At 61.6% G+C, this 24,155-nt stretch carries 24 protein-coding genes and 2 pseudogenes; 11 read left to right on the plus strand and 15 right to left on the minus strand.

The genetic code is table 11. From position 1 onward, the window contains the following. Positions 1 to 12: 12 nt before the first annotated feature. The 3 genes from HBR94_RS02385 to HBR94_RS02395 form a co-directional block, all read right to left on the minus strand. Positions 13 to 1,140, minus strand: coding sequence for an FAD-binding oxidoreductase (locus HBR94_RS02385; RefSeq protein ID WP_057958534.1), 1,128 nt, complete (start codon positions 1,138 to 1,140; stop codon positions 13 to 15). Between the two features lie 145 nt (positions 1,141 to 1,285). Beyond that, complete coding sequence (gene rhlB / locus HBR94_RS02390; RefSeq protein WP_115128943.1) at positions 1,286 to 2,758, minus strand: ATP-dependent RNA helicase RhlB; 1,473 nt, start codon at positions 2,756 to 2,758, stop codon at positions 1,286 to 1,288. Between the two features lie 96 nt (positions 2,759 to 2,854). Continuing rightward, positions 2,855 to 3,511, minus strand: a complete 657-nt coding sequence (locus HBR94_RS02395) for an alpha/beta fold hydrolase (protein ID WP_057958536.1) — start codon at positions 3,509 to 3,511, stop codon at positions 2,855 to 2,857. Between the two features lie 345 nt (positions 3,512 to 3,856). Between HBR94_RS02395 and HBR94_RS02400 the strand changes: the two genes are divergently transcribed. From HBR94_RS02400 to HBR94_RS02415, 4 genes are all read left to right on the plus strand, one after another. After that, positions 3,857 to 4,888, plus strand: coding sequence for an amino acid ABC transporter substrate-binding protein (locus tag HBR94_RS02400; RefSeq protein WP_057438245.1), 1,032 nt, complete (start codon positions 3,857 to 3,859; stop codon positions 4,886 to 4,888). Positions 4,889 to 4,960: 72 nt separating this feature from the next. Beyond that, on the plus strand, positions 4,961 to 6,142 hold the full coding sequence (locus HBR94_RS02405; protein ID WP_170044082.1) for an amino acid ABC transporter permease: 1,182 nt from the start codon (positions 4,961 to 4,963) through the stop codon (positions 6,140 to 6,142). A 10-nt stretch (positions 6,143 to 6,152) separates the two neighbouring features. Beyond that, positions 6,153 to 7,250 (plus strand): amino acid ABC transporter permease, encoded by a 1,098-nt coding sequence (locus HBR94_RS02410; protein ID WP_115128940.1) that lies wholly within the window; start codon positions 6,153 to 6,155, stop codon positions 7,248 to 7,250. A 10-nt stretch (positions 7,251 to 7,260) separates the two neighbouring features. Beyond that, entirely contained in the window at positions 7,261 to 8,025 is a 765-nt protein-coding gene (locus HBR94_RS02415; protein WP_045062117.1) for an amino acid ABC transporter ATP-binding protein, read from the plus strand. A gap of 46 nt (positions 8,026 to 8,071) precedes the next feature. Here HBR94_RS02415 and HBR94_RS02420 read toward each other — a convergent pair. Both HBR94_RS02420 and HBR94_RS28925 read right to left on the minus strand, forming a co-directional pair. Then, positions 8,072 to 8,497, minus strand: a pseudogene (locus HBR94_RS02420) (type II toxin-antitoxin system MqsA family antitoxin); the annotation flags it as partial. After that, positions 8,497 to 8,568: pseudogene (locus HBR94_RS28925) on the minus strand (type II toxin-antitoxin system MqsR family toxin); the annotation flags it as partial. The pseudogenes HBR94_RS02420 and HBR94_RS28925, both read right to left, overlap by 1 nt. Positions 8,569 to 8,727: 159 nt before the next feature. Between HBR94_RS28925 and HBR94_RS02425 the strand changes: the two are divergent. Both HBR94_RS02425 and HBR94_RS02430 read left to right on the plus strand, forming a co-directional pair. Continuing rightward, entirely contained in the window at positions 8,728 to 9,387 is a 660-nt protein-coding gene (locus tag HBR94_RS02425; protein WP_057958539.1) for a FadR/GntR family transcriptional regulator, read from the plus strand. Further along, on the plus strand, positions 9,377 to 10,657 hold the full coding sequence (locus tag HBR94_RS02430; protein WP_170044084.1) for a CynX/NimT family MFS transporter: 1,281 nt from the start codon (positions 9,377 to 9,379) through the stop codon (positions 10,655 to 10,657). The genes HBR94_RS02425 and HBR94_RS02430 overlap by 11 nt, the downstream gene beginning before the upstream one ends. Here HBR94_RS02430 and HBR94_RS02435 read toward each other — a convergent pair. From HBR94_RS02435 to HBR94_RS02470, 8 genes are all read right to left on the minus strand, one after another. Then, positions 10,654 to 11,304, minus strand: coding sequence for a DUF1120 domain-containing protein (locus HBR94_RS02435; protein ID WP_169959725.1), 651 nt, complete (start codon positions 11,302 to 11,304; stop codon positions 10,654 to 10,656). The genes HBR94_RS02430 and HBR94_RS02435 overlap by 4 nt on opposite strands. Before the next feature lie 17 nt (positions 11,305 to 11,321). Next, on the minus strand, positions 11,322 to 12,464 hold the full coding sequence (locus HBR94_RS02440; protein ID WP_170044085.1) for a DUF1120 domain-containing protein: 1,143 nt from the start codon (positions 12,462 to 12,464) through the stop codon (positions 11,322 to 11,324). An 11-nt stretch (positions 12,465 to 12,475) separates the two neighbouring features. After that, the gene (locus HBR94_RS02445; protein ID WP_346342828.1) at positions 12,476 to 14,908 is read right to left on the minus strand and encodes a fimbria/pilus outer membrane usher protein; all 2,433 of its coding nucleotides are present in this window, start codon (positions 14,906 to 14,908) and stop codon (positions 12,476 to 12,478) included. Between the two features lie 55 nt (positions 14,909 to 14,963). Next, the gene (locus HBR94_RS02450; RefSeq protein WP_115128934.1) at positions 14,964 to 15,665 is read right to left on the minus strand and encodes a fimbria/pilus chaperone family protein; all 702 of its coding nucleotides are present in this window, start codon (positions 15,663 to 15,665) and stop codon (positions 14,964 to 14,966) included. A 33-nt stretch (positions 15,666 to 15,698) separates the two neighbouring features. After that, positions 15,699 to 16,325 (minus strand): DUF1120 domain-containing protein, encoded by a 627-nt coding sequence (locus HBR94_RS02455; RefSeq protein ID WP_115128933.1) that lies wholly within the window; start codon positions 16,323 to 16,325, stop codon positions 15,699 to 15,701. Between the two features lie 89 nt (positions 16,326 to 16,414). Then, the gene (locus tag HBR94_RS02460) at positions 16,415 to 17,035 is read right to left on the minus strand and encodes a DUF1120 domain-containing protein (protein ID WP_170044086.1); all 621 of its coding nucleotides are present in this window, start codon (positions 17,033 to 17,035) and stop codon (positions 16,415 to 16,417) included. Between the two features lie 37 nt (positions 17,036 to 17,072). Then, positions 17,073 to 17,687, minus strand: a complete 615-nt coding sequence (locus HBR94_RS02465) for a DUF1120 domain-containing protein (RefSeq protein ID WP_115128931.1) — start codon at positions 17,685 to 17,687, stop codon at positions 17,073 to 17,075. Positions 17,688 to 17,734: 47 nt separating this feature from the next. After that, a complete protein-coding gene (locus HBR94_RS02470; RefSeq protein WP_057438259.1) occupies positions 17,735 to 18,361 on the minus strand; it encodes a DUF1120 domain-containing protein in 627 nt (208 codons plus the stop codon). Between the two features lie 427 nt (positions 18,362 to 18,788). On the opposite strand from HBR94_RS02470, the gene HBR94_RS02475 reads away from it, so the two are divergent. The 5 genes from HBR94_RS02475 (at position 18,789) to HBR94_RS02495 (ending at position 22,321) form a co-directional block, all read left to right on the plus strand. Continuing rightward, the gene (locus HBR94_RS02475) at positions 18,789 to 19,598 is read left to right on the plus strand and encodes a response regulator (RefSeq protein WP_170044087.1); all 810 of its coding nucleotides are present in this window, start codon (positions 18,789 to 18,791) and stop codon (positions 19,596 to 19,598) included. Positions 19,599 to 19,798: 200 nt separating this feature from the next. Next, positions 19,799 to 20,434, plus strand: coding sequence for a response regulator transcription factor (locus HBR94_RS02480; protein ID WP_057438263.1), 636 nt, complete (start codon positions 19,799 to 19,801; stop codon positions 20,432 to 20,434). A gap of 84 nt (positions 20,435 to 20,518) precedes the next feature. After that, positions 20,519 to 20,989, plus strand: a complete 471-nt coding sequence (locus tag HBR94_RS02485; protein ID WP_057444437.1) for a nuclear transport factor 2 family protein — start codon at positions 20,519 to 20,521, stop codon at positions 20,987 to 20,989. Positions 20,990 to 21,025: 36 nt separating this feature from the next. Then, on the plus strand, positions 21,026 to 21,310 hold the full coding sequence (locus tag HBR94_RS02490; protein WP_057444436.1) for a GIY-YIG nuclease family protein: 285 nt from the start codon (positions 21,026 to 21,028) through the stop codon (positions 21,308 to 21,310). Positions 21,311 to 21,391: 81 nt separating this feature from the next. Beyond that, positions 21,392 to 22,321: a glutathione S-transferase family protein gene (locus HBR94_RS02495; protein ID WP_057438265.1), complete on the plus strand. Its 930-nt coding sequence runs from the start codon at positions 21,392 to 21,394 to the stop codon at positions 22,319 to 22,321. 198 nt (positions 22,322 to 22,519) lie between these two features. Here the strand turns inward: HBR94_RS02495 and HBR94_RS02500 are convergent, their stop codons facing one another. Continuing rightward, complete coding sequence (locus HBR94_RS02500; protein ID WP_170044088.1) at positions 22,520 to 22,873, minus strand: glutaredoxin family protein; 354 nt, start codon at positions 22,871 to 22,873, stop codon at positions 22,520 to 22,522. After that, a complete protein-coding gene (gene yejK / locus HBR94_RS02505) occupies positions 22,873 to 23,877 on the minus strand; it encodes a nucleoid-associated protein YejK (RefSeq protein ID WP_038443112.1) in 1,005 nt (334 codons plus the stop codon). The genes HBR94_RS02500 and yejK overlap by 1 nt, the downstream gene beginning before the upstream one ends. Between the last annotated feature and the right edge of the window lie 278 nt (positions 23,878 to 24,155).

Consider the following 24,155-nt stretch of genomic DNA (forward strand, 5'->3'; position numbering starts at 1 on the left):
CCGTGCCTGCAATCAACCCAGGCGCCGGGGCGATAACATCGCCTCCGTCAGGCCGGCACGCTGCAACGCCTCGGGTAACGCCAGGTGGCGAACCAATGCCGCACTGGCCTGGCCCATCGCCGGTGAGGTCTGGATGCCATAACCGCCCTGGGCCGCGACCCAGAATAAACCCTCGACCTGTGGATCGAACCCGCACACCAGGTCGCCATCGCTGACAAAGCTGCGCAACCCTGCCCAGGTGCGGGTCGGGCGGCGGATGCTCAGGGTGGTGGCTTGTTCGATGTGATAGATGCCCGTGGCAATGTCCAGCTCTTCGGGTTGCACGTCGTGGGGCGCCACCGGGTCGGCATTGGCCGGTGAGCCGAGGAACATGCCGGCGTCGGGCTTCATGTAGAACGAGCCGTCGAGGGCCGCCAGTTCCGGCCAGGTGTGGCTATTCACCTCGGCGGGTGGCGCGAAGATAAAGGCGCTGCGCCGCTTGGGTTGCAGGCCGATCTTCCGCGCTCCGGCCAGCTCGCCAATGGTGTCGGCCCAGGCGCCGGCGGCATTGAGGATCACCGGGGCGCTGAAGCGTTGTTGCGAAGTGCGCACGTGCCACTGGCCCTCGCCGTCGCGGGTCAGTTTCTGCACTTCATTGTCGGTGTGGATTTCTCCGCCATTGCGCCGGATACCACGTAGATAGCCTTGGTACAGCGCGTCGGTGTCGATGTCGCAGACCGTCGGGTCGTAGATCGCCCCGTGGACTTTTTCCGGGCGCAGGATCGGCAGCCTGTGCAGCGCCTCCTCGGCACTCAGCAGCTGCGTCTCGGGTACCAGGGCCTTGGCACTCAGGTATTGGCGCTGCAGTTCGTCAGGATCGCCCAGCAGGTCCACCAGCAGTTCGCCACGGGGCGTGAGCAACGGATGCTCGCTGAAACCAGCGGGCGGGTGATCGAAGAAGTCGCGGCTGCCCAGGGTCAAGGCGCGCACTTGCGGGGTACCGTAGGCGGCGATATACAGCGCGGCCGAGCGGCCAGTGGAGTGATAGCCCGGCATGGACTCACGCTCCAGCACGATGACGCGGGCGTGTCGGGACAGCCAGTAACCGGCGGAGGCACCGGCAATACCGCCGCCGATGATGATGTAGTCGGCCTGGTTCATGTGTTCCTCCTTGAATGTGAAAGCGCTGAAAGCAAATGTGGGAGCGGGCTTGCTCGCGAATGCGGTGTGTCAGTCTCTGGACATATTGACTGATTCACTGCGTTCGCGAGCAATCCCGCTCCCACATCTTTTACCGCATTCCAGCTTAAGGGCGTTTACGCTCTACGGGACGCAGCAAGTGCGTCGGCGGCGTTTCGCAGCTGATCTTGCGGCCCAGCAAGGTTTCGATCGACGGCAATTGATACGAGTCGTCTTCCCCGGCAAAGCTGATCGACACACCGGCAGCGCCTGCACGCCCGGTACGGCCGATACGGTGTACGTAGTCGTCCGGCACTTCCGGCAGGGTGAAGTTGATCACGTGGCTGATGCCGTCGATATGAATCCCGCGGCCTGCCACATCGGTGGCCACCAGCACGCGGATCTTGCCTTCGCGAAAGCCTTCCAGGGTCTTGATGCGTTTGTGCTGCGGCACGTCGCCGGACAGTTGCGCGGCATTGACGCCGTCGCGAACCAGGCGTTCTTCAATGCGCCGCACTTCGTCCTTGCGGTTGGCAAATACCATGACCCGCTCCCAACCGTTGTCGTTGACCAGGTTGTAGAGCAGCTTGTATTTGTCGGCACCGGCCACCGCATAGATATGCTGTTCGACGTTTTCGCTGGCGACGTTCAGCGCCTCGATCTCGACGATGGACGGGTCGGTGGTCCACTGCTTGGCGAGGTTCATCACGTCTTCGGTGAAGGTCGCGGAGAACAGCAGGGTCTGGCGTTCGTTTTTCGGTGGGGTCTGGCGAATGATCTGACGCACTTGTGGGATAAACCCCATGTCGAGCATCCGGTCGGCTTCGTCCAGCACCATCACTTCAACCATGTCCAGGTGCACGTCACCACGCTGGTTGAAGTCCAGCAAACGGCCCGGGGTGGCGACCAGGATGTCGCAGTGCCGCGCTTCCAGGTGCTTGAGCTGTTTGTCGAAGTCCATGCCGCCCACAAACGTCATGACGTTGAGGCCGGTGTACTTGGTCAGGTCGGCGGCATCCTTGGCGATCTGCACCACCAGCTCCCGGGTCGGGGCGATGATCAGTGCCCGTGGCTCGCCCATGTAGCGCTCTTTGGGCGGCGGGGTTTGCAGCAGCTGGGTAATGATCGAGATCAGGAACGCTGCGGTCTTGCCGGTACCGGTCTGGGCGCGGCCAATGGCGTCTTTGCCGGCCAGGGTGAAGCCTAGTACCTGGGCCTGGATCGGCGTGCAGTATGGAAAGCCCAGGTCCTGGATGGCATGCATCAGTTCCGGGGCCAGCTTGAAGTCGTGAAAGCGGGTCTTGCCCTCTTGGGGCTCAACCACGAAGTCTTCCAGTTTCCACGGCTTTACCACCGGTTTTGGCGCACGTTCGCGGCGCGGTTTTTCTACGCGCGGTGGTTCTTCTACGGGCTGGGCGGCTGGAGCCGGGGCGGCAGGCGTGGCAGGCGCTGGTTTTGGCGAGGCAACGGGCGCGGTTCGGCCAGGCTGTTTACCGTCATTGCGGCTGCCGGAAGTTTGGGCCGGGGCGCTGGGAACAGGGGCGAGTGGTTCAGCCTCGCTTTTACCGAACATCTTCTTGAGTGCTTTGAGCACGGTCATCTCATCAATTGGTTAAGGAATGTACGCCGGCCAGTGTAATGCAAGAATCGGGCGCGGCGTAGTGCGTTGGACACGCGGCTACACAATGGCGGTCTTTTAGCCAAGGCGTTGGCTTAGCCATTGACCGATATCGCGGATCTCTTCGGGTAACACTTCGTGACCCATTGGGTATTCTTGCCATGTCACGGTGACACCCTGCTGCTTTAAATGCTCATAGGCGCTGCGGCCCATGGCGTTCTGCACCACTTCATCGTACTGGCCGTGCAGGCACAGGGCCGGAATGCGCTGCTGGCTGGCGGACAGTTCCAGTTCATCGCTGAACGTCGGTGCATAAGTGGAGAGGGCAAGCACGCCACCCAAGGCCCCCTGCCATTTCATAAAGGCGGCGTGCAGGACCACCGCGCCGCCTTGGGAGAAGCCGGCAAGGAAAATGCGCGAGGCGTCTATTCCGCTGGCTTTTTGTTGGTCGATCAAATCAATGACCATTTTTGCCGACTCATCCAGCTGTTCACGGCTGATGGCCCGTGCCGGGGTCATGGCCAATATGTCGTACCAGCTTGGCATCTCGTAGCCGCCATTGATGCTCACCGCACGGGTCGGAGCCTGGGGCAATACAAAGCGCGTGGACAGCAAGGTTTCCTGCAACGCCTCCGCCACTGGCAAGAAGTCGTAGCGATCGGCACCCAGGCCATGCAACCAGATTACGCAGGCGTCTGCGGGCTTGGCGGGCTGAAGAATCAAGGGGTCGGTCATGTTTGCTCCATAAATGTGCGTGCGCGCCGAAGAGATGCGACAAGGCAGTTCGTGCAAGGCGGCTCAGTTAACAAGATGTCGCATGGTTGACTGTTTTGCGATTGATCCTGGGCTGAAACGACTCAGCTGACACTCTGGTACGGCGCTTGCTATGTGTAGGTCGATGTCAGAACTATCCGGGGACGGTAACACTATCAGTGACTACCGCCTCTGGGATAGCCGCTGCAATGACAGCGACAGCCTCTTGCTGCTTGACCCCAAAAAAAGCCAACACGGGTCGATATCGCCTCATAAGGGTGCGCAGAGGTTCGAGCTCCGACACAACAAGAGCAACTGGAGGTTTGAATGAAGGTATTGAAGTCCACCCTGGCCATCGTGACTGCGGCGACCGTATTGGGGATCAGTGGTCTGGCCCAGGCCGGTGCCACCCTGGATGCAGTGCAGAAGAAAGGGTTTGTGCAATGTGGCGTCAGCGACGGCCTGCCGGGTTTCTCGGTGCCGGATGCCAGCGGCAAGATCCTCGGGATTGACGCTGACTACTGCCGCGCTGTGGCCGCTGCGGTGTTCGGCGACGCGACCAAGGTCAAGTTCAGCCAATTGAATGCCAAGGAGCGTTTCACCGCGCTGCAGTCTGGCGAAGTCGATATCCTCTCGCGCAATACCACCATGACCAGCTCCCGCGATGCGGGCATGGGCCTGAAATTCCCGGGGTTCATCACCTACTACGACGGCATCGGCTTTTTGGTCAACAACAAGCTGGGCGTGAAAAGTGCCAAGGAACTGGACGGTGCAACCATCTGCATCCAGGCCGGTACCACCACCGAGCTGAACGTTTCCGACTACTTCCGTGGTAACAACCTCAAGTACACCCCGATCACCTTCGACACCTCCGATGAAAGCGCCAAGTCCCTGGAGTCCGGGCGCTGCGACGTGCTGACCTCCGACAAGTCGCAACTGTTCGCCCAGCGCAGCAAGCTGGCCGCGCCGAAAGACTACGTGGTCCTCCCGGAAACCATTTCCAAGGAGCCCCTGGGCCCGGTCGTGCGTAATGGCGACGACGAGTGGCTGGCCATCGTGCGCTGGGTGGGCTACGCCATGCTCAACGCTGAAGAAGCCGGTATCACCTCGAAAAACGTCGAGGCTGAAGCCAAGGCCACCAAGAACCCGGACGTTGCCCGTTTGCTGGGCGCTGACGGCGAATACGGCAAAGACTTGAAAGTGAAGAAGGACTGGGTGGTCCAGATCGTCAAGCAGGTCGGTAACTACGGTGAAGTGTTCGAGCGCAACCTGGGCAAGAGCACCCCGCTGGAAATCGACCGTGGCCTGAACGCGCTGTGGAACAACGGTGGCATTCAATACGCACCTCCTGTGCGCTGATCGCTGATGGTTCTATCACCCGGTGGGCCAACCGCCGGGTGATGTTCTGTTCCATTTTTTGCGGGGCACTTAATGCAAACTCAAATCGGCGCACCAAAACAGAAGCTCAGCTTCAGTGATCCAAAAGTGCGTGCGTGGCTGTTCCAGATCATCACCATCGTGGCGGTGGTCGCGTTGGGCTGGTACCTGTTCAACAACACGCAAACCAATCTTCAGCACCGGGGCATTACCTCCGGCTTCGACTTCCTCGAGCGCAGCGCCGGTTTCGGCATCGCTCAACATTTGATCGACTACACCGAATCGGACAGCTATGCCCGGGTCTTTGTGATCGGTCTGCTCAACACCTTGCTGGTCACTGTAATCGGTGTGGTCCTGGCCACCATCCTCGGGTTTATCATCGGCGTGGCCCGGCTGTCACCGAACTGGATCATCAGCAAACTGGCGACGGTGTATGTGGAGGTGTTTCGCAATATTCCGCCGCTGCTGCAAATCCTGTTCTGGTATTTCGCGGTGTTCCTGACCATGCCGGGGCCGCGCAACAGTCATAACTTCGGCGACACCTTTTTTGTCAGCAGCCGTGGCCTGAACATGCCGGCGGCCGTCGCGGCCGATGGGTTCTGGCCGTTTGTCGTCAGCGTGATGGTGGCGATCATCGCCATTGTGTTGATGAGCCGTTGGGCCAATAAACGCTTTGAAGCCACCGGCGTACCGTTCCACAAATTCTGGGCAGGCCTGGCGCTGTTCCTGGTGATCCCGGCGTTGTGCACGTTGCTGTTTGGCGCGCCCGTGCATTGGCAAATGCCGGAACTCAAGGGCTTCAACTTCGTCGGCGGCTGGGTTCTGATCCCCGAGCTGCTGGCGCTGACCCTGGCGCTCACGGTTTACACAGCAGCGTTTATTGCCGAGATCGTGCGTTCGGGCATCAAGTCGGTCAGCCACGGCCAGACCGAAGCCGCGCGCTCCCTGGGCCTGCGCCCCGGGCCCACGCTGCGCAAGGTCATCATCCCGCAAGCCCTGCGGGTGATCATCCCGCCGCTGACCAGCCAATACCTGAACCTGGCGAAAAACTCGTCCCTGGCCGCCGGTATCGGCTATCCGGAAATGGTTTCGCTGTTTGCCGGCACGGTGCTCAACCAGACCGGCCAGGCCATCGAGGTCATTGCCATCACCATGAGCGTGTACCTGGCAATCAGCATCAGCATTTCCCTGCTGATGAACGGGTACAACAAGCGCATTGCGCTGATCGAACGGTGAGGACACCCGTATGACTTCCCATACTTTCAAACCTGATATGCCGCCGCCGAACAAAGTCTTTGGCCCGATGGCATGGATGCGCGCCAACCTGTTTTCCAGTTGGCTCAATACCCTGCTGACCTTGCTGGCGTTCTACCTGGTGTACCTGGTGGTGCCACCGATCCTGCAGTGGGCGATCCTCGACGCTAACTGGGTCGGCACCACCCGCGCCGACTGCACCAAGGAAGGCGCCTGCTGGGTGTTTATCCAACAGCGCTTCGGGCAGTTCATGTACGGCTACTACCCCGGCGACCTGCGCTGGCGCGTGGACCTCACCGTGTGGCTGGCCGTGATTGGCGTGGCACCGCTGTTTATCTCGCGGTTTCAGCGCAAGGCGGTCTATGGCCTGGGCTTTCTGGTGCTGTACCCGATCATCGCCTACTTCCTGCTGCACGGCGGGATCTTCGGCCTGACCAACGTCGCCACCAGCCAATGGGGCGGCCTGATGCTGACCCTGGTCATCGCCACTGTCGGCATCGCCGGGGCCTTGCCCCTGGGGATTGTGCTGGCGCTGGGGCGACGCTCGAACATGCCGGCGATTCGTGTGGTGTGTGTGACCTTCATCGAGTTCTGGCGCGGCGTGCCGTTGATTACCGTGCTGTTCATGTCGTCGGTGATGCTGCCGCTGTTCCTGCCTGAAGGCATGGGCATCGACAAGCTGCTGCGGGCCCTGATCGGCGTGATCCTCTTCCAGTCGGCCTATGTGGCTGAAGTGGTGCGCGGTGGCTTGCAGGCGATTCCCAAGGGGCAGTACGAAGCGGCCGCCGCGATGGGCCTGGGCTACTGGCGCAGCATGGGCCTGGTGATCCTGCCGCAAGCCCTGAAGCTGGTGATCCCCGGCATCGTCAACACGTTTATTGCGCTGTTCAAGGACACCAGCCTGGTGATCATCATCGGCTTGTTCGACCTGCTCAACAGCGTCAAGCAAGCCGCCGCCGACCCGAAATGGCTGGGCATGGCCACTGAAGGCTATGTGTTCGCGGCCCTGGTGTTCTGGATTTTCTGTTTTGGTATGTCGCGCTATTCCATTCATTTGGAACACAAGCTCGACACTGGCCACAAGCGTTAGGAGTTTTTTGATGAGCGAAGCAATCAAACAGCCGGTGAGCCCTGAAGGCATTATCCAGATGCAGGGCGTCAACAAGTGGTACGGCCAGTTCCATGTGTTGAAAGACATCAACCTCAACGTCAAGCAGGGCGAGCGCATCGTGCTGTGCGGGCCGTCGGGCTCGGGCAAATCCACCACCATCCGCTGCCTCAACCGCCTGGAAGAGCACCAGCAGGGGCGCATCGTGGTCGATGGCGTGGAACTGACCAATGACCTCAAGCAGATCGAAAGCGTGCGCCGGGAAGTGGGCATGGTGTTCCAGCACTTCAACCTGTTCCCGCACCTGACCATCCTGCAGAACTGCACGCTGGCGCCGATGTGGGTGCGCAAAATGCCCAAGCGCAAGGCCGAGGAAATCGCCATGCACTACCTGGAGCGCGTGCGCATCCCGGAGCAGGCCCACAAGTTCCCGGGACAATTGTCGGGCGGCCAGCAACAGCGCGTAGCGATTGCCCGTGCCCTGTGCATGAAGCCGAAAATCATGCTGTTCGACGAGCCGACCTCGGCCCTCGACCCGGAGATGGTCAAGGAGGTGCTGGACACCATGATCGGCCTGGCCGAAGACGGCATGACCATGTTGTGCGTGACCCACGAAATGGGCTTTGCGCGCACCGTGGCCAACCGCGTGATCTTTATGGACAAGGGCGAGATCGTGGAACAGGCGGCGCCCAATGACTTCTTCGACAACCCGCAGAATGAGCGGACCAAGTTGTTCTTGAGTCAGATTTTGCATTGATGGATGTTTGAGACCAACCCGGCCTGGCGCCGGGTTTTTTTTGCGGCTAGGAAGCGTTGAGTACTTCAGTGTCGCTGTTCACGGTAGAGGTGAAGGCACCGCGCAAATCAGCACCCTCGGCGAGAACTTTTGCGTCTGCCAGCAAATGTGGGTGACGATCCAATAACCGCATCAACAGCACCAAGGGTTTGGGTGCCATCAACTCACCGCGTTCGTACCGAGAGAACGCGTTGTGGCCGCCCCCGAACAGCAATTGCACGGCTTCTTTTTGTGTAAGGTGCCGTTTTCGGCGGATGCGTTTTATCTCGGCGCCGATCATTTTTCGCGCGGCGAGAACCAGCTCATCACCCGCTTCTGCATAGCGATCCGCACTATCGGTATCGGGGTCCCAAAAGCCGTCGCCACAGGCTTTGCATTCCCAGCCTGAAAGAGTGTCGACCCGACGCTCCATGCCCTGGACACTGATGGTTTTGCGTTCCTTCCAAGCCGCCTGACATCCGCCTTTATCACCGCCAAATCGTAATGAGGTGGGTACTTTTCCATAAGACACCTGAGGCCAATAATTACCCTTGAAGGGTAATTTTACTGATCGAAAATTCGCTTCCTTTGCCCGCCTGAAAACCCTGGTGCGTTGCTTCTGTAGGCAACTCCGAATAGGCTGTACGAAAATTCATCCTATGATTGGACGAAAGCACAAAACCCATGCCAGACATCGCCCCTCTGATCAAACGCTCCCTGGTCGACCAGGCCCTGGACCAACTGCGCCAGCGCATCACCCAAGGCAAATGGGCGATTGGCGAGCGCCTGCCCACCGAGCCGGAGCTGTCGGCCGAGCTGGGCATCAGCCGCAATACCGTGCGCGAAGCCATGCGGGTGCTGGCGTTCTCCGGGCTGATCGAGGTTCGCCAGGGGGACGGTAGCTACCTGCGTTCCATGACCGATCCGTTGGGGGTGATGAATGCCATGTCCCAGTGCACCCTGGAGCAGGCGCAGGAGACGCGGCAGATTCTTGAGGTCGAGGCCGTCGGCCTGGCGGCCTTGCGCCGCACCCCTGAGGATCTGCAACGCCTGCACCAAGCGCTGCAGGCCAGTGGCGAGCACTACCACGGCGACCTGGAGCACTACATCCAGTGCGACCTGGTGTTCCACAAGCGCCTGGTGGACGCGGCCCACAACCCGGCCTTGAGCGAGCTGTACCAGTACTTTTCCAGCATCGTCGGCGCCCAGTTGCGCCAGACCCTGAATATCAAGCCGCGTCGCCAGGCAGTGTTCGACCTGCATGTCGAACTGCTCAATGCCGTGGAGCAGCAGGCCCCGGAGCGCGCCAAAGCCCTGTCCCGGCAGTTGATCAATGAACCTTGAACCCGAGAACGCCATGCCCCGCCCAGAAAATGCCCTTGAAGAATTGCTGATCGACGCCGAGGCCGACGACGAGGTGGTCCAGCACAGTCCGCCGCAGGTGCATCGTCCGTGGCTGTTGTTACTGGGCCTGATCCTGGTGGCGTTGAACCTGCGCCCGGCGTTGTCGAGCATGGCACCGCTGCTCAGTGAAGTGTCCGCCAGCCTGGGGTTGTCGGCGGCCCAGGCCGGCCTGCTGACCACCTTGCCGGTGCTGTGCCTGGGCCTGTTTGCGCCCATGGCGCCGATCCTCGCCCGACGGTTTGGCGCCGAGCGGGTGGTGCTGGGGATTTTATTGACCCTGGCCGCCGGGATCATTCTGCGCAGCTCATTCGGTGAGGTCGGGCTGTTCGCCGGCAGTCTGCTGGCCGGGGCCAGTATTGGCATTATCGGGGTGTTGTTGCCGGGTATCGTCAAGCGTGACTTCGCCAGGCAGGCCGGGGCCATGACGGGTGTCTACACCATGGCCCTGTGCCTGGGCGCGGCGTTGGCAGCAGGGGCCACGGTGCCGTTGAGTCATTACTTCGCAGACAGCTGGAACATCGGCCTGGGCTTCTGGATGCTGCCGGCACTGCTGGCGGCGCTGTTCTGGTTGCCGCAAGTCGGGCAGAAACACGGCGCCCACCAGGTGGCGTATCGGGTCAAGGGCTTGCTGCGCGACCCGCTGGCCTGGCAGGTGACGTTGTATATGGGCCTGCAATCGTCCCTGGCCTATATCGTGTTCGGCTGGCTGCCGTCGATCCTCATCGGCCGTGGCCTGAGTGCCACTGAAGCCGGGTTGGCCCTGTCCGGCTCGATCATCGTGCAACTGGCCAGCTCCCTGGCCGCACCCTGGCTGGCCACCCGTGGCAAGGATCAACGCCTGGCCATTGTGGTGGTGATGCTGCTGACCCTCGGCGGCCTGTTCGGGTGCCTGTATGCACCGTTGGACGGTCTGTGGGGCTGGGCGATTCTGTTGGGCCTGGGCCAGGGTGGCACGTTCAGCCTGGCGCTGACCTTGATCGTGCTGCGCTCGCGCGATTCCCATGTGGCCGCCAACCTGTCGAGCATGGCCCAGGGCATCGGTTACACCCTGGCGTCCCTTGGCCCGTTCGCGGTCGGCCTGGTGCATGACTGGACCGGCGGCTGGACGGCCATTGGCTGGATTTTCGCGGTAATCGGCCTGGGTGCAATCGTCGCCGGGCTGGGCGCAGGACGTACGCAGTATGTGCAGGTCACCAGCGAGAAACTCTAGAGATACAGCACTTCCAGGGTTGCCGAGCCATCCAGCGGGGTGTCGGTGCTCAGGTCCAGGTTCTGCCGGGCATTGATCACCGCCTCGACTTTGACCGTGCTGATCAGAACCTGAATCGCCGACGGTCCGGCGACACTGTCTTTGGTTTCGGTGAAACCCAGGTAACTGTTGGCGCCAATCTCGATGGTGTTGAGGTTGGCGGTACGCCAGGCCAGGCCGCCGGTGGTGGACTCGGTGCCGTAGATCAGCGAAGTACTGTCGACCAGCGTTTTTCTGGGATCAAACGTCATGGAATACAGCCCGATGCGATTACCACTGTTGTCGAACCCCAACCCGTAATAGATCTCGCTGTTGACCGTGGCCGAACCGTTGCGATTGTCGCGCATGCGCAGGGCAAAGCGCGCTGGGGCATTGCAGCCGATTCTGACTTGCAACTGCTTGATCGGCAGGCGTGTGCCCTTGTCGAGGTTCAGGTCATGCTGGGAAATCTTGCCGTAGTCGATCATCCCGCCGCTGGACAGCAGCGGGGTACAGGCTGTCGGCGTGACCTGGCCTTTGACGCTCAGGTCCACGGTCGAGGCGGCCAGCGCAGGTTGCGCCGAGACCAGTAACAGCAGGGCGGGCAAAGCCAGGCAGTGCTTGTGCATAAAGAAGGTTCCAGAGGTCAGAGGTAGATGATTTCCAGGGTGCCGGAGCCGTTGATACGCACCACGCTGCGCAGGTCCATGGATTGGGTGGGGGCCAGGTAGGGCTTGATGCGCACCGTGCCGACCAGGTGTTGAGCGGCAATCGGCCCCAGGGTGCTGCCGATGCTGTCGGTAAACCCCATCAGGCTATTGGCGGCGATCGGGATCTGCCGGGCGGTGGCGCTGCTCCAGGCCTGGCCGTTGCTGGTGGAGTCGGTGCGATAGAGGGTGCCCAGGTTATCGGCGCTGAAGTCCGCCGGGTCGATGTTCAGATAGTAGCGACCGATTTTGTTGTGACTGGCATCCACGCCCAGGCCGTAGGCGGTCTCATCGGTGCCGCCGGTGGCCGAGCCGAATCGGTTGTCGTGCATCACCAGGGCGAAGCGTGCGGGGGCATCGCAATTCACGGAAAACTGCAACGTACGGGTGGGCAGCGGGGTTTCTGCAGTGGCGCTCAGGTCCTTGGTCAGCAAGGTGCCGTAATCCACCAGGCCGCCGTTGGATAACTGCGGTGTGCAAGCGACGGGGGCGAAGTGGGCGCGCAGGGTCAGTTCCCGGTAGCGTCCGCTTTGGGGGGCGTCGAAGGTGCCCGACACTTCCCAGGTGGTCGCATCGCGCACGTGGGTCGCGGCCACGTCGGCCCAGGCACTGAGGCTTACTTGCAGGGAAAAGTGCTGGCCTTGCACCGGAGTGCCGCCGACCATCGGCACCACCCCATGGCCTGGACGCCAGTTCAACGCTGTGGCGACGGTGGCGGGAGGCTGGCCGGCGCCCGGTAGTAACCCCAGCTCCACTGCCTGGCCATCCAGCACGCCATCGCTGACTTGCAGGGCGTAGTGTCCATGTTCGGTAAATTGCAGGTATTGCGCATTCGCCGCCAGGGCCCGATAGAACACACCCATATCCGCCGGTTGCGGACAACTCAGGTTCAGGCTCAGGCGGCGTTCGCCGAGCAGGCGCTGGGGGGCGCTGTCGTTTTGTGCAAGGCGGCTCATCAGGCCCAAATCCAGCAAGGATTCACTGAGGGTCAACTGGCACTCGTCATCGGCCAGGGCATTGCCGGCAAGGCCGACGGTAAGCACGACCGCCATCAGTCGCTTTGGGGCGCGGAAAAGGCGCATGGTGATCGTCCTCATAAGGCGTTGCAGCTCGCTGGCGCGGTTTCGAAGTACACCTGGGGATCGCCCTTGGCCGGCAGTTCAAACTGCAGCCGGCAGCGCTCCATCTCTGGTGCGCTGACCCACAATTCGGACTGCTCCAGCACGTTGGGCAGGAACACCTGGCCACCGTCCTGCACCAGGGTCACGAACTCGCCGCTGGCGGTACTGACAGAGGCGCCACGGGGCAGCAACTCCCCCTGCGCGGTGCGCGCGGTGAGCAACACTCGACGGGTCAAGGTCACGCCGAATTCGACCCGTTGCACGGCGCCGCGCCCGGCCGAGATCATGGTCAGGCCATTGTTGATATCGGCATTGCGCGGCAGCGAGCGGGTCTGCACTTCTACCGGGCTGCGGCCATAGGCGCTCACCTGGGGCACCACGGCCTGGCCTTGCCAGTCGGTCCACACCGGGCCGCTGGGCGTGCTCAGCTTGATACCGCCCATGTCGCCCAGCGCCACCACGGCAAAGGTGTCGCGCACCGCATACGGCGACAACGTGACACCGCCACCATGCAGCACCACGCCCCCCCGGGCGCTGCCCTGATAGCTCGAACGCTCGGCATCGGCGCGGCTGTAGCTGAAATCGAGTTGGCTGTAGCGGGGCAGGGCCGAGAGGCCGAGGGTGGTTTCGACCTGCTGGTCGCGGGTGTCGTGTTCGGCGCTGACGCGGTAACTCAATTGATCGTCGATCTGTTCGTTCAGCCCCAGCCCCGTGCGATGTTCGCCACCCGAGTTGCGGACCCAGGCCCGCACGCGGCGGCTCTCGCCCAGAGGCAGGCTGACGTTCAGGTACACCGCGTTGTCCTGCTGCTGGCGCCCGCCCATCTGCCACTCGGCACTGGCCGACAATGACACCCCGCCGACGCTGGTGCCCCAGGACGCCAGGCCGCGACTGCTGCTCTCGCCGTCAGCGCTGCTCGAGCGCGAAACCCCGGCACTGAAAGCCCCCAGCCACGGGTGGGACCAGCCCAGCGTGGCGCTTTGTTGATCGCGATAACGGGAGCGCGGTTGCTGGGTGGTGTCGGGCGCGTAGGTGGCTTCTTCCAGTTCCCGATAGCCCGGTGTCCTCCAGGAATTGGCCACGCTGAACGACCATTGATCATTCAGGCGCTGGGCCCAGGACAGGTCGGTTTGCAGGCCACGGACCTTGTCCCGCGCCTGGGTATCGGCGAGCTGTGTGGACAGCTGGATCTGACTGTCCAGCCACGGCAGCCAACCCAGGCTCAGCCCCGCAGCCCGGTATTCACTGGACACCAGCACGCCGCTGCCCAGGGACAGTTGCGAGTGCACGGCACCGGTCCAGCCCGCGCTGGCGACCCACGGATCGTCGCCCTGGGCATCGCCGATATTGCGCACACGGCCCACCGCCACCGAGTACCCCGGTGCTGGCAACCCGAGGCCGAGCATGGCGGCGGGGACGGTGAAGCGTCGCTCGCCGCCGCTGCTTTCCTTGACCGTGACTTCGACGTCCGAACGCGAGTTCAGGCGCCGTACGTCCGTCAGGGAGAACGGTCCGGCGGGCACCACCGTGGAGTGAATCAACGCGCCGTTCTGCCGCACCTCGACTTGCGCCGGGCTGTTGGCAATACCGTCGATGGTCGCGCTTTGCCCCTGTTCCAGTAGAGCCTGTTCGGTCAGGACCTGGACCCCGGTGATCTGCGCACCGGATAACACCGGGTTGTAGAGGCTGATCTGCCCGGCTTGCAGCACGGCTTGATGGCTGGCAAAGGTGCGCTGGGCATAGGCCTCCAGATGGGTGCTGCGCGACAGCCCATCCTGCCAGGTCTGTACTTGGCGGCTGCGCACGATCCAGTCGCCGGCGTTGAAACCCACCTCGGTATTGGCCGAGCCAAACCGGCTGTTGCCGTCGCCGAAGCGGTTATAGAACCCTGTGAGATCGTAATTGAGCAAGCCGGCGACGCCGCCGGTTTCATAGCCCGAGACGTCCTGTTGCACCGGGCGCAATGCATCGGTCGGCACCACCAGGGACACGCTGAGGCTGGCGGGGGCCGGCTCCACCAGGCTTTGTGGGTACTGCGCGAGAAAATCATGGCAGGGCCCTTCGTCGCCGGGGATCGTCAGGTTGGCGGCGTCCAGCAAGGATCGGTCAAAACACAGTACGCCCTGTTGATCAAAACCCACCTCCAGGCGCCCACGAGGCTGGCCGTTGACCCGCAGGCTCACCGCCTGCCTGCCGGCGGCAAAGCGCGGGGCGTCCAGCAGCAGGTTGGCCAACTGTGGGTCAATGCCGCGCTGGTGCAGGGTGGTGGCGTCGAAGCCGGGCCGTGCTTCGGCCCAGGCTTTGCCCGGCAATAAGGCACAGGCCAGCAGCATCGCGGGGAAGGCAAGGCGAGCGGGGGTGTCGGGCACTGCTTCGCCGTCACGGGAGCTCAATATTGTTTTCACGAAAGGCACTCGATTGAAGGGCGTCTGTGGCGGGGCGGGAACCTCTTGTTGCTCGTCAGATGATCGGGGCTTCGTAGGCGGCAGCCGCAAAGCCGTAGACGGTGGCCGGTTGCAGTCGCACTTTAGTGGCGGGGCCGCCGCTGGCCTGCACACTCAGGGTCTCCCCGGGCAACACGTAGGTGCGAGGCAGCATGGCTTTGCCGTCACCGGGCAGCAGGCGCAGGTCCTGGGCCAGGCGCACCACATACGGGCTGTCGTTGCGCACGTGCAAGGTACTGCCCTGTTGCGACCAGGTCAGGCTGGTCCAGGGCGTGCGATTGAGGGCTAGGCCCTTGGGGTGGATGATCACCGGCAGGTTCTGGCGCACCGTCACGCCGACCTGTGCGTGCCCGGCTTTGGCCGCGGAACGGCCCTGGGGCATACCTTCGAAGATCGCCCGTTTGAGCCGCTGGGTACGCAGCGGTTGTTGGCTTTGCAGGATGAAACGGACCAATTGCGATTTGTCCGGCTCCACCCGTGACAGTGGCGGCGTGACTACCAGCAGGGGTTCGGTGTCTTCGGGAATGTCTTCCAGGGTGACGTGCAACAAGGCGAGCTGGCCGTCGGTGTTGGTCACTGAAACGGCGGCCTCACCCTCGGCTTCGTAAATAATCACCACGGAGGTGTCCGGCACCATGCCGTCGGCCTGGGCCTGTGCGCCAAGCAGCAGCGACAGGGCAAGCCAGCAGGTTGTTGTTTTGAGTAAGGTTGTGGTCATGCCGGGGTCTTCCATTGGGGCAGCGTGAAGAGGTCAGAGGTAACGCAGGTCCAGCACGATGGAGCCATCGAGCGGCACCTCCTGATTCAGGGTCAGGTACTGGGTGAAGTTGATCGACGTGTCGATGCGCAATTGAGTCGTCAACTGGCCGATGAAGTCCGGCTGGCGATCTCCGGGCAGGGCAAAGCCGACATAGGATTTGGGGTACGCATTGGGTTCCGGGCGCCAGGTTTCGCCACTGTCGGTGGAGGCCAGGACCTGCATGGGCTGTGAGTCGCCCTGGGGGTTGCGGTAGGACAGGGCGATGGACCCCAGGCGCTCGGCCGGGACGTGGATGTTTCGGCCCAAGCCATAGAAGAAACCAGGGGCCAGTGAGGATTGCGCGCGGTTATCGAGCCCCACCAGGGCAAACAACATCGGCCTGGTGCATTGCACCTTCAGTTCCAGCAACTGGCCCGGTAGTACGGTGAACTCGTTGGCGTTGAGGGTGTGGGCGGGAATTTTCCCATGATTAACCGTGCCGTCCTCTGACAGCGTCACGTGGCAGGCATCCGGCGTCAGCCGCCCCGTTACCGTGATATCGACAGAAGACGCGGCGAAGGCCGCTGCGCCATTCGTCAGCAAAAGCCAGATCGCCAGAAGGCGAGGGTAGGTGTTCATCGGTGGGCGCCACTGGCCGAAGTAGACACGGCCGATACGAAAGAAATACCCATGCCCGCAAGTCTCAGCCAGGCATGGGCGTCCAAGGGTTACAGGTACTTGACTTCAAGGGTGGCGGAACCATCGAGGGTGACCTCGTTGCTCAGGTCCAGGCCGTCGGTACGGGCAATGCTGGTTTCCACCACCAGTTCCGCCACCAGCTCCTGGATGGAGGCCGGCTGGGTGGCGTCATCCATGGTGGCTGCGGCCATGTACAAACCTGGATTCCAGAACTTTTCGCTGTACCAGGTATTGCCGCCGTCTGCGGATGCAATCGGCTGCATCGGTATTCCGTTGGCGACCGCGTTGCGCAGCGTCAACCCGAACCAGCCCAGTTTTTGCGTGCCGTTGATCAAGCCCAGGCCGAACTGGGCCGCAGTGGGGGACGAGCCGGCGCGGTTGTCGATGGCGTGCAGGGCAAATTGAATCGGGGCATCGCACGTGACCCCCAGTATCAGGACGTGGGTGCCGATTTGTGTGGGGCTGTCTGCATGCAAGTCTTTCGCGGAAATCTTGCCATGGTCGACGATTCCGCCATGGTCCATGTTAGGCGTACAGGCGCTGGGTACGATCAGACCCTTGACGGTCAGGTCGACGGTGGAGGCCGCGTAACTGGTGGCAGAGCCAAGCAGCAGCAGGCTGGTGGCGATGGCGGTGAACACGGGTTTCATGGGAGCGAGTTCCTTTCGATTGGGGCTGTGTGTGGCGTTACAGATAGTTGACCTGGACCGTGGCGTGCCCATCGACGGGGACTTCGTCGGTCAGGGTCAGGCCATCGGCAGGCGCAATGTGGGTGTACAGGCGGATCTCCGCGTCCAAGGCGCGGACGGCGATAGGTACCAGGTCATTGCCCCTCGCAACTGCCGTCACCAGGGTGTGGTTGAGCATATTGGTCAGTTCCCACGTCACGCCGCCGTCTCGCGAGGTAATGGTCCGTACCGGGGCACCGTCAGCTATCGGGGTGTAGAGATGAAAGGCGGACCCTCCCAGTTTCTCGCCCTCGGGCGTCATGCCCAGGCCATGCCAGTTGTCGTGGTTGGCCGAGGAGCCGGCACGGTTGTCGACAGTGTTCAGGGTGAAAAGCGTCGGTGCTTCACAGCGCACGCTCAGTAGCATGGATTGATTGGGCAGTTTGGTGTGCTGGTCGGCGTTGAGGTCCTTGGCCGACATTTTCCCGAAGTCGATGGTGCCGTCGCCTGAGATCAACGGTGCGCAGGCGCTGGGCGTAATGGTGCCTTTGACGGCGAGGTCGGTGGTGCTGGCGGCGAATGCCGCCGGTGTGAACAGCAATGTCAGTAGGAGTCTGGAGGCAAAAGCGTTCATAGACATAGGGCCCTTTATCTGGAGTGGTCCAAGCAGCGTCGACCGGTTTAGAGGTACTTCACTTCCAGGGTTGCCGAACCGTCCAGCGCCACCTCATCGGTCAGGGTCAGCGTGTTTGCCGGGGCAATCCAGGTATTGAGCACGATCTCCACGGATGCGGTTTCGAGGGGGTGCGGCAAGTAACCGACATCCGGGACAAAGCTGCCGAATGCAATCAACCGGTTGGGCGCGACATAGTCGTCGTCCCACTGCATGCGCCATGTGCCATCGCGAAATTGCAGCATTTGCGATGGGATGTCGGCGACGGGGTTACGCACGATCACTACATACATCCCGAGTTTTTCCGTGCCATTGATCAGCCCCAGGCCATAGCCTGAGGCATTGGTGCCGTGCGATGTACCTGCCCGATTATCGACAGGGTTGATCGCAAACAGCGTCATGGCCTCGCAATTCACAGTCAGTTGCAGGGTCTTGTCTTCAATTCGTGTTTGTGTGTCCGGGTTCAGGTCTTTGGCCGAGATTTTCCCGAAGTCGATAGCGCCCGGCACGGTGAGGGTGCAGGCGCTTGGGGTGATAAGCCCTTTGACCGTAAGGTCCACGGTGCTGGCGGCAAAGGCCGACGAGGCACTGGCGAGCAACAGGGCGGTGCCCACCAGGTTTAACGACTTGTTCATGTTCAGGTTGTTCCAGTGCAGGTTCGGCTGATAAGGCGCACACGGCAATACCTGCCCTTTGTGAAGGGTGGCTTACAAGGCGGCTTGGCTTATGGGTTTCAGGGCTGCTGCGGGGCGGCGCCTGAGCTCCCTCTTCTCGGGGTAGGCGCAATTTAGCGGGGAGACTGGGCAGGGGAAATACAACTATTACGACAATCGGCGGGAGAGGGAAATCAGTTTGGAGCGTGTCGGAATAAGTTAATTTGTTTTGTAGGAAAGTTGGTTTTTTCGTAGTTTTTGCATCGTCATGACCGCCTTCATAAGGCTACTTTTGTAGTGCGATAGCAGTCGTGTGAAGTGTTCGCACGTCCCCTGGCTGTTGCGTCAGCGTTGCCGGCCTACTACGAGCGCTGGGCGTTGCAGGACCCATCGCAATCATGAGGTGACCATGGAGACTGGCGTATTTTCCAACGCAGTGCTTTCCCGTGAACCGACACCTTCGCCTACACCGCCTGTGCACTGGCAGCACCTCAAGGTACTGGTGGTGGAAGACCACTCCGCCTACCGCATCTTAATGGGGTGGTTCCTCAAACAGCTCGGGCTGGGCCATCAATTGGTCGGCGACGGGCAGCACGGGCTGGCAGCCCTTACCGAACGACGATTCGACCTGGTGATCAGTGATTGTCAGATGCCGCATATGGACGGCTACACCATGAGCCGTGCAATCCGTCTGCGTGAACACGCTAACGCCCAGAGGCGCGTACCGATCATTGCCTTGACCGGTAACCTGGTACATGACGACCCCCAGCGTTGCCGCGATGCAGGCATGGATGCCTGGTTGCTCAAGCCGTTGTCCCTGGGGCAATTGCATAGCGTATTGGCATTGTGGCTGCCAGGCCCGGCCGATGTGCAGGCGCCGGTGCCCGTTTCGGCACTCTGGCCGACCCGTGCCGGCCTGATTGAAACTTTTGGCGATGCTCTTGTAGTGGACCAGATGCTCGCCAGCCTGCTTTGCGAAGCCCGCGAGGACAGTGTCGGCCTGGCTCATGCGTGCCGGACTCTGAATGCGCCGTTGACCGCCGAGCGCTTGCATCGCCTGGTGGGGAGCCTGGCCTTCCTCGGGGTGGCGGACCTGGAGTTGCGAGGCATGCGCCTGATCGAGCGCGTCCATGCCCAGGGCATAGCATTGAGCGCGCCGCAGTTGGAAGCGTTCCAGGCTGACTTGCATACCTACCTCACTTACTTGGGCTCGCTGTGATGCCTTTGTCGATTTGTAGGTAAATGGAAGTCTGTGTTGAAAGTTTTTGGTGTAGGCGTTTTCTTTTTATTTTGTAGGTGTTGCCGAGCTGGCTACCAAACATTGATCGTGATGAAAAAACCGGGAGCTCAGGCAGTTGTTGAAGGGGACCGGCGCAGGTATTTTGCGCGGATTCAAGTTGCCATCATCCGTGGGTATTTATGCTTCGCGTAATTATTGCTGACGATCATCCCATTGTGCGTATCGGGCAGAGAGTGGTAATCGAGGCGAATGGTCGGTGCAAAGTCGTGGGGGAGGCCGATGGCCCCGATGAACTGCTGCGGTTGCTGGAAACCACGCCCTGCGACGTACTGGTGACCGACTTCGCTATGCCGGGCGGCCAGCAGGCTGACGGCTATGGCCTGCTGAGCCTGTTGCACCGCCAGTACCCGAGGTTGCCGGTGATTTTGGTGACCATGTTTGCCAATGTCGCCACCTTGCGCGCCTCCTTTGCCCATGGCGCACAGGCGATCGTCGCCAAAAGTGCCTCGGCCAAGGAGTTGCCCCTGGCTATCAAGACGGTGCACGCCGGCCAGACCTTTGTCAGCGAATGCCTGCGGGTGCAGTTGGTGGAGGCGGGTACGGGCGACCAGTCGCAACAGCCGCAGTTGTCCGGCAAGGAGCGCGAAGTGGTGCGCATGCTCGCCAGTGGCATGACGGTCAGTCAGATCGCCGCGCGGGTCAATCGCAGCATTTCTACCATCAGCAAACAGAAAAGCACGGCCATGAACCGCCTGTGTATTTCCACCGACGTGGATCTGTTCGCCTATGCTCGCAGCTGCGGGATGGTGCCCTAGGTATTCCGCAGATCAATGCCGATGGTGTTGCAGGCCCATGCACACTATCGTAAGTGACTTTCAACCCTTTGCCGGATGCTGCCCATGAGCGACGCCCATAACGCCCTGATCAACGAATTCTATGGCGCCTTCCAGCGCCTGGATGCCGAGGCCATGAGTGCCTGCTACACCGAGGATGTGCTGTTCAGCGACCCGGCGTTCGGCGAATTGCGCGGGCGCGATGCTGGCGACATGTGGCGCATGCTCACCACCCGGGCCAAGGACTTTTCCCTGACCTTCGACCAGGTACACAGTGACGACAACAAAGGCAGTGCTCACTGGGTGGCGACCTACCTGTTCAGCCAGACCGGCCGCACGGTGGTCAACGATATCCAGGCGCGCTTTGTGTTTCGCGACGGCAAGATCTGCGAGCACCACGACCATTTCGACCTGTGGCGCTGGTCGCGTCAGGCCCTTGGCACCAAGGGCCTGCTGCTGGGCTGGACGCCGCTGGTGCGCAACGCGGTGCGCGGCCAGGCGTTGAAAGGGTTGAAGGCGTTCCAGGCCAGTCGTTGATAAGATTGGCGCTCTTTTCGTTTGCCAGAACCTTTTGTGAACAGCCCACCTGAACCTGTCGCGCCCAAACCCTGGTTTGTCTACCTGGTCCGGGCGGCCAATGGCGCGCTCTATTGCGGGATCAGCAACGATCCGCTGCGCCGCTTTGCGATGCACCAGAGCGGCAAGGGCGCGCGGTTTTTTCTGTCCAGCCCGGCGGTGGCGCTGGTGTATACCGAGGCTTGCGCGAGCAAGGGCGAAGCCCTGCGCCAGGAACGCCTGATAAAGAAGCTCAAGAAAAGCGCCAAGGAGTGTCTGGCCCGGGCTTATCAATCTGACTGATCAGTTCCCATCAGGCCAATGGCTAGGCCGCCGGGGTTTTGCGCGATAATCTGGCCGCTCCTTCATCTGGCGGAGTCCGGCATGTCTGAGTTGATCCTGCACCACTACCCCCAATCCCCTTTCGCGGAAAAAGCCCGCCTGCTCCTGGGCTTCAAAGGGCTGTCCTGGCATTCGGTGATCATTCCCCCGGTGATGCCCAAGCCGGACCTGACGGCCCTGACCGGCGGTTACCGCAAAACCCCGGTGCTGCAGGTGGGCGCGGATATTTATTGCGACACCGCGCTGATCGCCCGCCGCCTGGAACAGGAAAAGGCCACGCCGCCGCTGTTTCCCGAAGGCCAGGAACTGCTCAGCCAAAGTTTTGCCGCCTGGGCCGATTCAGTGGTGTTTTCCCATGCCGTGGCCCTGGTGTTCCAACCCGAATCCCTGGCCGTGAAATTTGCCAAGGTGCCACCGCAGTTGCTGCAGGTGCTGGTCGCCGACCGTAGCAAGATGTTCGGCGACGGTAGCGCCGCCCGTATGCCGCTGGAGGTGGCGCGGCACCAGTGGCCGGCAATCATTGCGCGGCTTGAGCAACAGTTGCAGCGTCAGTCAGGGGATTTCCTGTTTGGCGAACCGTCGATTGCCGACTTCGCCATGGCCCATCCGTTGTGGTTCCTCAAAGGCTCATCAGTGACCTCGCCGCTTGTGGATAACTATCCGGCTGCCAGCGCCTGGCTTGCTCGGGTGCTGGGCTTCGGGCATGGCACCGCCAGCGAGATGAATGCCGGGCAGGCCCTGGAAATCGCCCGCGATAGTGCGCCTGCTGCGTTGCCGGATGAAGTGTTTGAAGATCCCAACGGGTTCAAGGTCGGCCAGCAAGTGACCATCGCCGCGACCGACTATGGCGTCGACCCGGTGGCGGGGGAGTTGGTGTTTGCCGGTCGCGAAGAGTTGATCCTGCGCCGCGAGGATGAGCGTGGCGGCACCGTGCATGTGCACTTTCCGCGCCTGGGCTTCTTAATCCGTTAATCAAACCGCTGTAGGCGCGGGTTTGCTCGAATGCCGTTCAGTCAGGCGTGGATCCCCTGTGGGAGCGGGCTTGCTGGTCAGTCAACATCAATGTTTGCTGGGCCGACGTCTTCGCGAGCAAGCCCGCTCCCACATTTGGTCTTCGCTGCGTTGAGCATTGCGTTCGCTTAACGGGTCGGCATTAGGGCTTGCTCGCGCCTACAGGTTCAGGGCGGACAGGATGGCATCCGGGTTGTAGTCGCGGATCTGCGTGCCATTCACGTCCACAAATGGAATCCCGCCGCCTCCCAGGGCCTCATAAGCCTTGCGTCCCTGGGCGTCCTTCTCGATGTCCACGGTCTTGTAGGGGATACCCTTCTGATCGAGGAACCGCTGGGTCTGCTTGCAGTACCCGCACCACTCGGTGCTGTACAGCGTGACCCGGGCAGTGGCGCCTACCTGCTCCGGGACGACCTGCGACGGATTGAACAGTCGCTCGATCTTGCCCCAGTTCTGGATCGCCACCACCACCAGCAACACCAGCAGGACTTTCTTCAGTACCCCGCCGAGCATCAGTTACGGCGCTTGAGCTGGTCGGTCAGTTGGGTCGGCAAGCCCTTGATGATCAGGGTGCCGGCGGCTTCGTCATACTCGATCTTGTCGCCCAGCAGGTGCGCTTCAAAGCTGATCGACAGGCCCTCGGCGCGCCCGGTGAAGCGGCGGAACTGGTTGAGGGTGCGTTTATCCGCCGGGATTTCCGGCGACAGGCCGTAATCCTTGTTGCGGATATGGTCGTAGAAGGCCTTTGGCCGATCTTCATCAATCAGGCCCGACAGTTCTTCCAGGCCCATCGGCTCGCCGAGCTTGGCCTGGCTGCTGGCGTAATCCACCAGGGTCTTGGTTTTCTCGCGGGCGGACTCGTCCGGCAGGTCTTCGCTTTCGACGAAGTCACTGAAGGCCTTGAGCAGGGTGCGAGTCTCGCCCGGACCGTCGACGCCTTCCTGGCAGCCGATAAAGTCGCGGAAGTACTCCGAGACCTTCTTGCCGTTCTTGCCCTTGATAAACGAGATGTACTGTTTGGACTGCTTGTTGTTCTGCCATTCGGACACGTTGATGCGTGCCGCCAGGTGCAACTGGCCCAGGTCCAGGTGGCGCGAGGGCGTCACGTCCAGCTCGTCGGTCACCGCCACGCCTTCGCTGTGGTGCAGCAGGGCGATGGCCAGGTAGTCGGTCATGCCCTGTTGATAGTGGGCAAACAACACGTGGCCGCCGACGGAGAGGTTGGACTCCTCCATCAGTTTTTGCAGATGCTCCACGGCAATCCGGCTGAAGGCGGTGAAATCCTTGCCGCCTTCGAAGTATTCCTTCAACCAGCCACTGAACGGGTGCGCGCCGGACTCGGCATGGAAGAAACCCCAGGCCTTGCCTTGTTTGGCGTTATAGCTCTCGTTGAGGTCGGCGAGCATGTTCTCGATGGCGGCGGACTCGGCCAATTCGGAGTCACGGGCGTGGAGAACTGCGGGCGTGCCGTCGGGTTTTTTGTCGATCAGGTGGACGATGCAATGACGGATCGGCATGGGCTTCTCGGCTGGTTGAGCGGGAGCGGTTGGCCTCCCGGAAAAAGTCGCCAGTGTACCGCACCCGTTGGTCGCGGCGTCGTTTGAAGCGGTTTCGGGAGGCCTCTGACGGGTCATATGCCTTTTTTTCACGGTTTAGAGCGATAAAGCTGACCAAATGGGTAGGTAGAAGCGGATATTTCCCCGTCTCTGTGCTAGTTTTGCCCGGTCTTACGCGATGTATCGGCGTTAAGCGTGCATTCAGCATTTGTCAGGTCGAACCAAACCCCGTTTCAGGC

Source organism: Pseudomonas sp. WS 5412 (assembly GCF_012985615.1).
Taxonomy (GTDB): domain Bacteria; phylum Pseudomonadota; class Gammaproteobacteria; order Pseudomonadales; family Pseudomonadaceae; genus Aquipseudomonas; species Aquipseudomonas shahriarae.